The organism is Niastella sp. sgz303648 (assembly GCF_059587045.1).
This window is the reverse complement of the sequence record NZ_JCAPSW010000005.1, coordinates 169257-183750: the sequence shown is the minus strand read 5'-3', so window position 1 is coordinate 183750 and position 14494 is coordinate 169257. Positions and strand designations below refer to the sequence as shown.

General features: G+C 43.2%; 9 protein-coding genes. 7 read left to right on the top strand and 2 right to left on the bottom strand.

Annotation, left to right across the window (positions count from 1 at the left end; genetic code table 11):
• Positions 1-7: 7 nt before the first annotated feature.
• The 7 genes from hutH (at position 8) to AC59IL_RS16335 (ending at position 11520) form a co-directional block, all read left to right on the top strand.
• The gene (gene hutH, locus AC59IL_RS16365) at positions 8-1570 is read left to right on the top strand and encodes a histidine ammonia-lyase (RefSeq protein ID WP_496553240.1); all 1563 of its coding nucleotides are present in this window, start codon (positions 8-10) and stop codon (positions 1568-1570) included.
• 61 nt (positions 1571-1631) lie between these two features.
• Entirely contained in the window at positions 1632-3308 is a 1677-nt protein-coding gene (gene hutU / locus AC59IL_RS16360) for a urocanate hydratase (RefSeq protein ID WP_496553239.1), read from the top strand.
• A 402-nt stretch (positions 3309-3710) separates the two neighbouring features.
• Complete coding sequence (locus AC59IL_RS16355) at positions 3711-4286, top strand: hypothetical protein (RefSeq protein WP_496553238.1); 576 nt, start codon at positions 3711-3713, stop codon at positions 4284-4286.
• 334 nt (positions 4287-4620) lie between these two features.
• Positions 4621-6858 (top strand): bifunctional alpha,alpha-trehalose-phosphate synthase (UDP-forming)/trehalose-phosphatase, encoded by a 2238-nt coding sequence (locus tag AC59IL_RS16350; protein ID WP_496553237.1) that lies wholly within the window; start codon positions 4621-4623, stop codon positions 6856-6858.
• 157 nt (positions 6859-7015) lie between these two features.
• Complete coding sequence (hutI, locus tag AC59IL_RS16345) at positions 7016-8266, top strand: imidazolonepropionase (protein ID WP_496553236.1); 1251 nt, start codon at positions 7016-7018, stop codon at positions 8264-8266.
• Between the two features lie 66 nt (positions 8267-8332).
• Positions 8333-10363, top strand: a complete 2031-nt coding sequence (locus tag AC59IL_RS16340) for a site-specific recombinase (RefSeq protein WP_496553235.1) — start codon at positions 8333-8335, stop codon at positions 10361-10363.
• A gap of 98 nt (positions 10364-10461) precedes the next feature.
• Complete coding sequence (locus AC59IL_RS16335; protein WP_496553234.1) at positions 10462-11520, top strand: formimidoylglutamase; 1059 nt, start codon at positions 10462-10464, stop codon at positions 11518-11520.
• A 56-nt stretch (positions 11521-11576) separates the two neighbouring features.
• On the opposite strand, the gene AC59IL_RS16330 is transcribed toward AC59IL_RS16335, so the two are convergent.
• Complete coding sequence (locus AC59IL_RS16330; protein ID WP_496553233.1) at positions 11577-13826, bottom strand: patatin-like phospholipase family protein; 2250 nt, start codon at positions 13824-13826, stop codon at positions 11577-11579.
• Between the two features lie 117 nt (positions 13827-13943).
• A complete protein-coding gene (locus tag AC59IL_RS16325; RefSeq protein ID WP_496553232.1) occupies positions 13944-14387 on the bottom strand; it encodes a GNAT family N-acetyltransferase in 444 nt (147 codons plus the stop codon).
• Between the last annotated feature and the right edge of the window lie 107 nt (positions 14388-14494).

The window sequence follows — 14494 nt, the reverse complement described above, 5'->3', positions numbered from 1 at the left end:
ACATATTATGCAACAGGAATTTTTATACGGCATCGATCAGCTTACCATAGGAAGTGTATTATCAATTGCTGCCGGCCGCCTAAAAGGTGTGCTGAACAAAACGGCTATCGATAATATAAATAAAAGCCAGCAGCACGTACAACAGATCGTTGAAAATAATAAAACGGTGTATGGCATCAATACCGGCTTTGGCGTATTGGCCAATAAACCCGTTTCGGAAGAAGATACCCGCATATTACAGCATAAAATTCTGCAAAGCCATAGCGTGGGCGTTGGAGAACCTATACCGGTTGAAGTGGCCAAAATTATGCTTATAACCAAAGTGCATGCATTGGCAAAAGGGTATTCGGGTGTTCAGTTAAGCACGTTGCAGCGCATTCTTTGGCATATTGAACAGGATGTAATACCGGTGGTGCCCGAGAAAGGAAGCGTAGGCGCATCGGGCGATCTGGCGCCTTTGGCGCATTTGTTCCTGCCACTGATAGGTTTGGGCGAAGTGTATTATAAAGGTTCACGATACAGGTCGAATGATGTATTGCAGCAGTTTGGATTGCAGTCTGTACAATTAGGTCCCAAAGAAGGACTGGCATTGATTAACGGTACACAGTTTATATTGTCATTTGCGGTGAAGGCGGTTCAGCGAATGCACAATTGCCTCGAAGCGGCCGATATCATCGGCGCTATGAGCCTCGAAGCATTAACCGGCACCAAAGCGCCTTTTGATGACCGGCTGCACCAGCTGCGTCCGTTTGCAGGCAATCTGCTTGTAGCGCAGCGATTGAGGTTACTGCTGCACCGCAGCGCCATTATGCAAAGCCATGTTGATTGCGGCCGGGTGCAGGACCCTTATAGTTTGCGTTGTATGCCACAGGTACACGGCGCCTCGCGCAATGCCTGGCTTCATTTGAAACAACTTACAGAAATTGAACTGAACTCGGTAACAGATAATCCGATTATCCTGAGTGCCGACGATACCATCAGCGGTGGTAACTTTCACGGACAACCGCTGGCTTTGCCCCTCGATTATGCCTGTGTAGCTGCCGCCGAAGCCGGCAATATAAGTGACCGCCGTACCTATCTGTTGCTCGAAGGCAAATGGGGTTTGCCACTGTTGCTGATGAAAAATGTTGGGTTGAACAGCGGGTTCATGATTCCTCAATACACTACGGCTGCATTGGTTACCGAAAATAAAACACTTTGTTTTCCGGCCAGCGCCGATAGTATCCCTACCTCATTGGGGCAGGAAGATCATGTGAGCATGGGCAGTATCAGCGGCCGTAAACTGAACCAGGTGCTCGATAACCTTGAATTTATTCTGGCTATTGAATTACTCAGCGCCTGTCAGGCTATTGAGTTCAGACGGCCTTTGAAGAGCAGTGAAATTTTGGAATCGGCTCACGATTACGTTCGCCGTTTTGTAAGTTTTGCCGAAGAAGACAGGATTTTTGCCGACGATATTGATAAGATCAAACGCATCATCAGCGATTTTTCGTTTGTTGAACATTGTAATGAATTTGCCGTATTAAAAAAGGTTCAGCTGAACGAAGGGTTCAATGGCTTTTCTTTATAAAAACATTATTAAAAATCAAATATCCCATTAATCTCATTTATCCCAGTAAAATCCCAGTGTTATGTCAACTACCATTAAAAAATACGATGCTGTTAAATACAAAACGCCCACCGGTTCACAACTAACATGCAAAGGCTGGATACAGGAAGCCGCTCTGCGCATGTTGCTGAACAATCTTGATCCAGCAGTAGCTGAGCGGCCCGACGACCTGATCGTATATGGCGGGCGGGGTAAGGCCGCCCGTAATTTTGAAGCGCTCGACCTGATCATTAAAGCCTTAAAGGACTTAAACGATAATGAAACTTTACTGGTACAAAGCGGTAAACCGGTTGGCATTTTACAAACGCATAGCAATGCGCCCCGTATTTTGATTTCCAATTCGCAACTGGTTCCCAAATGGGCAACCTGGCAGCATTTTGATGAACTGGAACGAAAGGGGTTGATGATGTACGGACAAATGACTGCCGGCTCATGGATTTATATCGGCAGCCAGGGCATTGTGCAGGGAACCTATGAAACCTATGCGGCAGCTGCCAATAAACATTTTGGCGGTTCGCTGAAAGGCACATTGAATGTAACAGCAGGTTTGGGTGGTATGGGTGGCGCACAGCCACTGGCCATAATAATGAACGAGGGTGTGGCGCTGATCGCTGAGGTAGAAGAATGGCGCATCGACAAACGCATCGAAACAAAATACCTCGATGTAAAAATGACCGATATCGATGCTGCTATTGATCGCGCAGTACAGGCAAAAGAAAAGGGCGAAGTACTATCGATTGGTGTGCTGGCCAATGCCGTTCACCTGTTGCAACGGTTAATAGCAAGAAATATAATTCCCGATACATTAACCGATCAAACTTCGGCCCATGATCCGCTGATCGGATACTGGCCGCACGAAATTTCCTATGAGCAGGCCAAAATATTGAGGGAGAAAAATCCCGATGAGTATATTGAATATGCCTATAATTCGATGTACACGCATGTGCAACTGATGATTGAATTGCAGCAAAAGGGCGCCATTACATTCGATTATGGAAACAATATACGCGCAAGGGCGCAGGAAAAAGGATTGAAGAACGCATTTGATTTTCCCGGGTTTGTGCCTGCTTATATTCGTCCGTTGTTTTGTGAAGGAAAAGGGCCATTCCGTTGGGCGGCATTGAGTGGCGATCCGCAGGATATTGCGGTAACCGATGAAGTGATTGGTAATATGTTCCCTGAAAATAAATCATTGCAACGCTGGCTCAAACTGGCCAAAGAAAAAATTGCCTTTCAGGGATTGCCGGCGCGTATTTGCTGGCTGGGGCAAGGTGAAAGAGAAAAAGCCGGACTGGCATTTAATGAACTGGTAAGAACAGGAAAAGTAAAAGCGCCCATTGTAATTGGTCGCGATCATCTCGATACCGGCTCTGTGGCGTCGCCCAACCGCGAAACAGAATCAATGCAGGATGGCAGCGATGCGGTGGCCGACTGGCCCATATTAAATGCATTGGTGAATACTGCGGGCGGCGCCAGTTGGGTGAGTTTGCATCATGGCGGTGGGGTAGGGATGGGCTACAGCATTCATGCAGGCATGGTAATAGTTGCCGATGGAACCAATGAAGCTGCCGCCCGCTTAAGCCGGGTGTTGCGAAACGATCCGGGGCTGGGTGTTATTCGTCATGCCGATGCCGGATATGAAATTGCGAGGGAAACTGCTAAGAAAAATGATCTTGATATCAGTGAAAGATTGAAATAAACATATAATCATTATTACTTCTTTTGCAAGAGAAACAGCAGAAATATTTTTTGTTTCATAATAAAACAATCGGAGAATTACGATTGTGGGCAAGCTGTCATTTATTTTGTTTTATGTATGTAATACAATTTGTTTTTTTTCGTTTCAATCGCAGCTGCAGAAAATGCTGCACTTAATACGGGGGATTTGTACGATTCCTGTGCCGGGAAAAGTTTAGCAAAAGCCATAGTGCATTGCAATAACTTTATTTATAGAAAACGGTTTCTGTAATTGAGATAAATTATTATATTGCCGTTGATGTTACACATTAATAGATAGACTAGTAATCATATGGTATAATTACTATATTTATCCTATTAGGTTGAATGTGTGACAATCAATGTATTTTAAAAAATCCGTTATATGAAAACAACCATTTCCTTGTTCTTTTTTTGTTTTTTAGCATTTACCACATTTTCCCAACAGCCCAAATTAGGCATCCGGATTCTTCAGAATGGAACAGCAGTTACACCCGTTAACGGTGAACTTGATTTAAAAAAGGAACCTTTCACAATAGAAGTTACGCTCGAAGATATGGACGGCGTATACTTATATGCCGATTTTGCGGGCAACGTCAATAAGCTGGGTGATAAAGACCCGATCCCTGAGTTACAGGAAGTGCCCTACAAAGTAATGGCAGAAGAAAATTTCAATACAAACAAGGAATTGGTTATTTGCAATAATAGCTGGTTGTATTGGTTTTACGACAGGAAAAAGCCGGTTCACCGTTTTGATAAAGAGGTAAAAATTGTAAACGATCATTCGGTTGTGGGAACAAAAACGATACAACAATTTTATGTGCCTTCAACTGAAAAATCACAAAAAATTGCTGAAGTTTCACAACCCCTGTATTTGTTCTTCCTGGTAACAAATGCCTTTCAAAATACAGGACTTGTAAGAGAACTTTCACGTCAGAAACTAAAAATTAATTTCAAATAATAAGCTAAGCGCATAAAAAATAAGCTAAGAGCTTAAAGAAAAAAGGAGATAAAGAGAAATCTTTGTCTCCTTTTTTTATGTGAAAGTCGTAACAAAAAATTGTTTTATGGTTTGATGGTTTAATTGTTGGGAACCCGAAATGTAAACTGCAAATAAATAGTTAGAGACTTCAAACCGCAGCCTCCCAACCATCAAATAATTAAGCTATCAAACCATCAAAAAATCATTGGCACTAAAATTTCTTAAAAATGAGTGACTGAATGTAAAAGGCCTGTAAGCTATTTGATACTTTTCTAATCAGGTCGTTATTATTAACTGGTTTACTGTATATTCTATGGGACGATTGATTATTATATCAAACAGGCTTCCGTTTTCTATTGATCATGAAGGTGAACAACTTACCTTAAGGCAAAGCTCGGGCGGACTGGTTTCAGCTATAAAAAGCTATTTTGAAAGCGAAAGCTCTAAAAACAGAGGTTTTTCAGAAAAACTGTGGCTGGGTGTGGCAGATTTTCCACAAACAGAATGGAATGTTGTGTCGGAAAAACTAAACGGCCTTGATTTTCATATTATTCCCTTATTCGAGAACAAAACATTATATAAAGATTATTACAACGGTTTTAGTAATTCGGTGTTATGGCCCCTGTTCCATTACTTTCCAAGTTTGGCCGATTATCAAACGCAGTATTATGATGCATATGTAAAGGTGAACAAAAACTTTGCAGATGCTTTATTGCCATTACTGCAACCCGATGATACAGTTTGGATACACGATTATCAGCTGATGATGCTGCCCGAAATGTTGCGTGCAGGAAATCCGCAGGCCACCATCGGCTTCTTCTTACATATTCCTTTTCCGTCGTACGAAATATTCAGAATGCTGCCTGCCGAATGGAAAACTACTTTACTAAAAGGCGTGCTTGGGTCGGATCTTGTTGGTTTTCACACACACGATTATGCGCAGCATTTTTTGCAGTCGGTTAAAATGATCCTCGGCGTTGATAGCTATTTTCACAGTTTGCAATGGCAGGACCGTTTAATTAAAGCCGATCTGTTTCCAATCAGTATTGATTATAAAAAATTCAACACGGCCTGCAACGATCCTGAAACAAAAAAATATTATAACGAGATCAGAAAGAATTTTGAAGGAAAGAAGATCATATTTTCTGTTGACCGGCTCGATTATACCAAAGGTTTGATGGACCGCCTGAACGCATTTGATTATTTTCTGGAGCAATATCCCCAATGGCGCGAACAGGTTGTGTTTATTTTGAACATCGTGCCATCACGCGGCGATATTCAGGCTTATCACGAAAGAAAACAATTAATTGAGCAGAAGATAGGAACCATAAATGGTAAACTATCATCAATCAGCTGGCAACCGATCATTTACCGGTATACCCATTTGCCATTTGGCGAACTGGCCGCTTTGTATAAAGCCGCTGATGCGGCTTTAATAACTCCGTTACGCGACGGCATGAACCTCGTAGCCAAAGAATATGTGGCCAGCAGTTCGGCACGCAGAGGCGTTTTGATATTAAGTGAACTGGCCGGCGCCGCCAATGAACTGAACGAAGCCCTGCTGGTAAATCCTATCGACATCATCGATGTATCCAATGCCATCAACAGGGCTTTGACTATGCCTCCCGAAGAACAACAACACCGCATGCAGCTGATGCAACAACGGCTGGCCGATTATGATGTAATAAAATGGGTAAGTGATTTTCTCGATCAGTTATCGAATGTTAAGCTTGAACAACAAAAGCAACAGGCAAAATTGCTCGACGAGCGCATTATTGCACAAATACATTTGCATTACCAGATGGCAAACAGCCGTTGCCTGCTGCTCGATTACGATGGAACGCTGGTTCCGTTTGCACGCCTTCCGGTAGAGGCTACGCCTAATGAAGAGTTGAAAAACCTATTAACCAGCTTGTCATCTGATCCTAAAAACAATGTGGTTATTATCAGCGGCCGTGAAGCTGATACCCTGGAAAGATGGCTGGGCGATTTGCCGGTATGGCTGGTGGCCGAGCATGGGGCCAGCTACCGCACAAAGAACGACCAGTGGCAACAGGCTGTATCAATTCCCGATCAGTGGAAAAATGAAATACGGCCCATTATGCAAATGTTTGTAAGCCGTTGCGTGGGTTCTTTTATCGAAGAAAAAACCAATACACTCGCCTGGCACTATCGCACCACCCATCCCGACCTGGGCTTTACCCGCTCAAGGGAACTTATTAATAACCTGTCGCAGCTTTTACAAAACACCATGCTGCAGGTAGTCGATGGCAATAAAGTGGTTGAAGTAAGAATGTCGGGTTTTGATAAAGGCATAATGGCGCTGAAAATAGTGAACGACCTGCAACCCGATTTTGTACTATGTATGGGTGATGATACTACCGATGAAGATATGTTTAAAGCGCTTGCCGAACGCGCTTATAATATAAAAGTGAGCAATGGCTCTACCGCTGCCCAGTATACTGTTTTTTCGCAGCAGAAAGTATTACAATTTCTAAAAAAATTAATGTTACCCATCGTGGCCCAGCAAATGGCAGGTACAGAATCGTAAACTGTTATAACGGTAAAAGAAAATGATCAGCCGTGCCGTGGTTTTCTGCATCCGATAACTATAGGGATTGCAAAGAACCGTGGGACGGCTTTATTTTTGGGGGCTTCATTTTCAAATTTTCAAATTTTACCATTTTCAAATTATTTATCTTCACCCCATGGCCACTACACTTATTACCAATATCAAACAACTGGTAAATGTTCGCGAACAATGGCCGTTGTTGCGTGGAAAAGATTTATCCCAACTGCCATGTGTAAACAACGCATTTTTGTTTATTGAAGATGGGATCATTGCAGCATATGGCCCCATGGATGCCATTGGCAACAGGCAATCTGAAATCGACAATATAGTAGATGCCGCAGGTAAATTAGTACTTCCGGCCTGGTGCGATAGTCACACCCACCTCGTATTTGCCGCAAGCCGTGAAAATGAATTTATTGATAAAATAAAAGGCCTCAGTTATGCAGAAATTGCAGCCAAAGGAGGCGGCATTTTAAACTCTGCCAAAAAACTAAACGATACTTCGGAAGATGAACTGTTTAACCTGGCCTGGAAGCGGTTGCAGGAACTGGCCGCCCTGGGAACAGGCGCCATTGAAATAAAAAGCGGGTATGGACTAACGGTAGAATGTGAGTTGAAAATGTTGCGGGTGATAAAAAAGCTGCAACAAAAATCTAATCTTACTATTAAGTCAACCTTTTTAGGCGCTCATACTTTTCCTACAGCGTATAAAAATGATCATCCGGCATATATTGATTTAATTATTAATGACATGCTGCCGGTGATAGCCAAAGAAAAACTGGCCGATTATATTGATGTTTTTTGCGAAACAGGCTTCTTTTCTACTGAAGAAACAGCCACTATTTGCAGGGCCGGCATGCAATACGGATTAAAACCAAAAATTCACGCCAACCAGCTGAACCTGTCGGGCGGGGTGCAAACCGGTGTTGCGCTGGGCGCCATCAGTGTTGATCATTTGGAAACAATGGATGAAGATGCCATTCGAACGCTGGCGGGTTCCAATACAATTGGTACATTATTACCGGGAGCAGCTTTCTTTTTAAGAATGCCTTTTCAGCCTGCACGTGCATTAATCGATGCCGGTTGCGCCATTGCTATTGCATCTGATTTCAACCCCGGCTCCTGTCCGAGTGGTAATATGAACCTCGTGGTAGCCATGAGTTGTATTCAAATGAAAATGCTGCCCGAGGAAGCGATCAACGCTGCCACTATCAACGGCGCGCATGCTATGGAATGCGGTAACGAGCTGGGCAGTATAAGTATTGGTAAAAAAGCTAACCTGATTGTTACTAAGCCTGTGCCATCATTAGCGTATCTTCCCTATGCATTCGGCTCGAATTTAGTTGAGAACGTAATGATAAAGGGCGAGTGGGTGCCCAGGTCCTGAGCGAAGCCTGCCCGACTATAGGCGGGTCGAAGGATTGGAAACGGCCACGGTGAATAATTACTATAAATGATGATGTTTAGAAAAAAGAAAAAAGTAAACCTGGTTACCGAATTTCTGGAAAAGGACCGTACCGTTTCTATTAAAGACCGTGAAGAAACATTAAACTATCTCGTGGCTTTTATAGCCATGATTCGTCCGCGCCTGCCTGAATTTGAAAGGGCCAATAAAAAATTTGCCGAAGCCATACGGTTCCTGCATCAGCATCCCGCTGTACTGAATAATTTGCGAATTGCCATACTGGCGCAACTGATCAACAGCAACCTGGTTCCCCTGCTTACCGAAAGCGGTATAACCATTTCACGCGGGGCCGGGCGCGAATTGTACGCCCGTTTGAAACATAAATTTCTGCCTGCAGCACAGGACCCCAATGATTTTTTATACCTGTTAAACCGCATTTTTTTTAAGAAGAACGATTATGAATGGGTTGAACATATCGGCCGTGAAAAATGGATTCAGTTTTTTGAACTGATCGGACTTTCTTTTTCGGGCAACGAACCGGTAATTATAAAACAGGCGATCCTGTCGTTACAGATTTTAAGCGCCCGGGTGGCCCAGTTGGGATGGGAGAACGAAATAACCCACCATACGCCTGCACAATGGCAACCACCTAACAATCCCTTTTCGGCACAGCAACACTTTGTTTACGAATTAAAAGAGCTTGTTATAAGGCATAATCAAAGTAAAGAAGGCGTGCGCGAACTGGCCGAACAAATAAAGCCGGTGTTAAACGAATGTGCCGAACTGGTTCAATACATAAGAAATGAAACGGCTGAAAAAGGCACCAGTCTTTCGCAAACCTTTATTCTGTTTCAGATAGAACAGAAGCTGAACCGGATGCATTTGCTGCTGGATATTGCAGATGCCGATGAAAAAATCAATCTCGCGCGTTTTGCCAACCTGTTTATTGCCGTGGTGCGCAATGAAAACCGCAAGAACAGTATCAGGGAATTTCTATCCCAAACCACCGGCTACCTGGCCTACCAGATAGCCGAGCATAAAGGAAAAAAAGGAAACAAATACATTACTTCATCGCCGCTTGAATATTTTCAAATGATCGGAAGCGCCATGTGGGGCGGTTTGATCATTTGTTTTGTGGCGATTGCTAAAAACCTGCTGGGACTATTGCATTGGCCTATATTCTGGCAGGGCTTTGTATACAGTGTAAATTACAGTTTGGGTTTTGTGACGATTGAAGAAACCAAAGCTACCCTTGCCACCAAACAACCGGCCTTTACCGCCAGCGCTGTTGCCAGTTCGTTAGATGCCCGCAAATCAGATGAACCACCCAACCTGTACAACCTGGCTGTAACGGTTTCTAAAGTTTCGCGCAGCCAGATAGCCTCCTTTATCGGTAACCTGATCGTTGTATTTCCGGGCACCTGGTTGCTGGCCTGGTTATATGATTGGATTGTGGGCCATCCGCTGGTACAGGGCGAACAGGCCGTACATTTATTGCAGGACCAGCATCCCGGCCAAAGTCTTTCATTATTATACGCATGTAATACCGGTTTTTTTCTTTTTCTTAGCGGAATTATTGCCGGTTACGTTCAAAACAAAATTAATTACGGGCGCATTGGCAAGCGGCTTACCGAACATCCTGTATTACGCCTGTATTTACCGCAAAAACGGTTACAAAAAATTGCAGCTTACCTGAATGAATATGGCGGTAGTCTTGCCGGTAATATTTCACTTGGTTTTTTTCTTGGCATGGCCGGTTTGGTTGCCAAAATATTTGGTATACCTTTCGACATCAGGCATATTACCATTTCGGCCGCCAACACTTCTTTAGGTGCTTATGGAATAGGGTGGGAGCATATAAATTACAAATACCTGGCTAATGTGGTTGCAGGGGTATTAGGCATTGGCTTTTTGAACTTTTTGGTAAGCTTTACACTGGCGTTTATTGTGGCGGTACGTTCACGAGGCATTCGGTTACGCGATTATCCGGGCTTTTTGAAGATATTATGGAAATATTTCAGAAGTCACCCGCTCGATTTTCTCAGGCCTCGGAAACGAGTAATAAGTAATAAGTTGTAAGTAATAAGTAAATACCTGCTGCCTTTACAACTTACAACCTATGACCAATGACTTAAAACTTATAACTTAAAACCTATAACTTATATAAAGACCGCTATATGAAACATTTCAAATTCTATAATAAACACGATGTTCTTAATTTAACAAGGATACGCCGGTTTGAAACAAAGCTGGGAGAAAGCGTTCAGGTAGTTGGCGATAAAAATGTGCTGGAAACAGTTTTGCAACAATCGCCTGCACGCTATGTTGTATTTGGCATTCCTGAAGATATTGGCATACGCGCCAATCATGGCACCGGTGGAGCCGATTCGGCCTGGGATTCTTTTTTATCGGCCTTTTTAAATATTCAAAGCAATGATTTTTTAAATGGTGAAGAGATCATTCTGTTAGGCCATTTTAATTTCAAAGATGCCATGGATCTGATTGAACAAAATGCCTATGGATATGAAGAAAAAATCGATGCCTACCGTCATGCAGTGATCACCATAGATGAGGATGTGGAAGAATTAACCAAGATCATTACCTCGCATGGTAAAATACCGGTTGCTATCGGCGGCGGACATAACAATTCATATCCGTTGATAAAAGGAGCTGCCAAAGGGTTACATAAAGCGGGTATATTACCGCTGGCGCAGATAAATTGTATCAACCTCGATGCGCATTCCGATTTCAGACCTGCCGAAGGAAGGCACAGCGGCAATGGATTCAGGTATGCCGAAGAAGATGGGTACCTGCAAAAATATTGTGTGGTAGGACTGCATGAAAATTATCTTCCCCAAAACGTTTGGCTCGATATAGTGAATAATCCCTTTCTTGATTTCATTACTTACGAAGATATATTTATACTTGAAAAAAGGAATTTCATACAGGCTGTGGCCCATGCTACCGGTTTTACCGAAGAAAATTACACCGGTATTGAAGTAGATCTCGATTGCATCGAAAATACTTTATCCAGCGCAATTACACCTTCCGGTATTTCGCCTTTACATGCCCGCCAGTATGTAACTCTGGCTGCCCGCGACAGTCAGGTGGCTTATCTGCATATTTGCGAAGGCGCCACCCGGTTAACTGATGGACGTACCAACGATACCACCGGAAAACTGATCAGTTACCTCGTAAGCGATTTTATAAAGTCGCATGAAGGAAACGGAGAATAACGAATATTGAATGAAGAATTATGAATGATGAAGTGTTTCCGGTACAAACATGCTGATCAAAATGGTATCCCCAGATTTATATACCACTGCAGCTTTTTCGTTTGATCGCAGTACATGGTGCTTATTTCAAGAGGGCCGAGCGCAAAATTGTATGAGTAGGTTAAAGAATAGCCCGATAAGAAATCGGGGTTTTGAAAGAACGCACTGGTGCTGATAAAATTGGTGAACAGTACGTTGGCCCTGCCTGTAAGATAGGTGTTGGAAAACAGTTGCACCCGTAATCCGCCCTGCAGTGTGGCCAGGGCCGGTGAATACAACGTTGCTTCCTGCAAACCGGCGAATGTGATCTGATTCCTGAAAATTTTGGTTAATCCGCCAATGGCAAATTCGTTCAAAATATTACGTTTATAACTAAAGTTTATACCACCCTGCGCATTCAACAACAGGATAGCCCGGCGGCCAAAGGGTATATAACTTTCAACATTAAGCGTAGTACGTAAATACGGATTTGTACTGATGTTGGTGGTGTCGGGATTTGAAGATGGCTCTCCATTGGTATAGAAAGTAATATCCGGGTGCTGTTCAAATACCCGGGCGCCTTCCGCTTCGAGCTTTATACCCTTTCGTGGAAATATACTTCTGTCGAGCGAATTATGCTCAATATACGCATACAGGGTATTAAAGCTGTTGCTTCCTTTAAATTCAAATTGTTTGGTGATCTTAGGTGTGTAATGCACCCATTCGAACTTATGACCTGCTCCGATTGAAAAGCTACGGGTAGGGGAGTACTGCAGTTTTTCGCCGAACTTGAAAAAGGTTTGCTTATATAATCCATCCTGTTTGTACTGATCATAGGTCGAAACATCGAACCGGTCGAACTGGGTTCCGAGGATCAATGCAAAATTTTTCAGGCGTCCCAGATATTGCAGGTGTTCGCCACGAATACGAAAGCTTTCACCAATATTAATGGTTACCAGGCTTCGGGAATTGGTTATAAAAAAATTCCTTGCGGTTAAATTACCGATTATTCCTACTCCTGTAAACCGGTTATAGAGTATGCCCAGTTTGGCAAACGTAAACGGGTTTTCGGTTACATCAAATATAATTTTGCAGGTACTATCGGGTTGAGGTACCAATGAATATACGATTCGGCTGTAATAGCGCGTACCAGATGCCTGGCGTACCATATCGGCCAGATTTTTTGCCGTATACGGTTTATTAATTTGCAGGTCCATGGTATGTGCAAAAAAAGCGTCAGAAGTTTTTTCGGTACCATGTACTTCGTAAGAAGAAATAGTTACCGTATTAATAGCCGGAAGCCGGTTCTTTTTTAGCTCTACCGGTCCGTATATGGTGTTCAACGAATCGGCCAGTCTTTTAAAGCGGGGATATAATTTACGTCCTTCTTCAATACCGAGGTCTAAAATGGCCTGACCATCACTAAAGCTGCCCATGTTGAATTTTTCCATTTTAAACGGAATATAAATATCACATTGGGGCACTTCACTTTTGGCATCTTCGGCTTCTCTGAAAAAGGCGATCTGTAATAGTATCTGAAGAACGTTTCGTACTTTTTCTGAAGGCAGCAGGCCGCTTGCCACATTGCTTCCGATAACAATATCGGCTCCCATTTCTTTTACGTCGCGAACCGGAAAATTGCGTACAATGCCACCATCAACCATTCGTTTGCCGTTATAATCTACAGCTGTAAATACCGAGGGGATAGCCATGCTTGAGCGGATGGCTGTAATGATCTCTCCCTCCTTCATTACAATGGCTTCGCCATTGCCCACATCGGTGCCTATGCAACGAAAGGGGATGCTGAATTTTGAAAAATCTTTTTGCTGATAAACCGGTAAAAACAGCTCTGAAAATTTCAACCATAGTTCCTGTCCCTGTAACAGGCCGCTCGGCAGCCTGAAACTGCTTTTTTGCCAGGGAAGTTCTATAACGTATTTCGAATACTCGTCTTTTTCTTCCATGAAAATGCTGCGAAGCGAAGATTGGTTGCTCAGCAACTGGTCCCAGTCGATGGTGCGGGTAATTTTTTCAATGCTGTCGGCCGAATAACCAATGGCGTACAGGCTGCCGATGATACTGCCCATGCTGGTACCTGTTATATAGTCGATATTCAGCCCCGCCGAATCGATGGCTTTTAAAATACCGATATGGGCCAGCCCTTTGGCGCCTCCGCCGCTAAGTGTTAAGCCAATTTTCGGACGATGGGCCGGAAGCTGTGCAGTTGCAGAGTGATTCAACAACAGGAACAGTACTACAACAGGCCGGTATTTTTTTAATCTAATCATGTTAGGCCCCCACATCGGGCTACAAATTAGGAATAATTATATTCAGGGATTTAGAGATTTAGGAATTTTGTGATTTAAAAAATCACAAAATCTCAAAATCGCCAAATCTCAAAATAGTTAATGTATTTCATAGTGGCAATTCATTTCTTCGGTATCGATCCAGGCGCCCATTTTGCGGTAAAATGCGATAGCCGGTTTATTCCAGTGCGATACCTGCCAGCGAACTTTTTTACAGGCCGATGCTTTCGCATGTTCAATAACTGTATGTAACAGCCGGGTGCCGATCGCCTTTCCGCGTGCAGATTCCACTACATATAAATCGTCAAGGTATAAAGCTTTGCCCGTCCAGGAAAAATAAGCAAAGAACCAGGCGGCATATCCTACGATCTTTTTTGTTTCATCTTCCGCAACAAAACACTGGAATAGTTTGTTGTCGGCATTCATTTGTTCAACTGTGTTGGTTACTCTTTCCGGTGTTTTTTGAAAGAATGCGAATTCGTTGATCAAGTCAATAATAGCCGGATAATCGGCTTCAGTGCCTTTTCTGATCGTTATATTCATGGGATGGTTTTGAAAACTGATGTCAGAAGTCTGAGGTCTGAAGTCTGAAAAGACTCAGGGATAATCACATCGCGAGGTCTTCTGACATCCGACTTCCGACTTCGTGC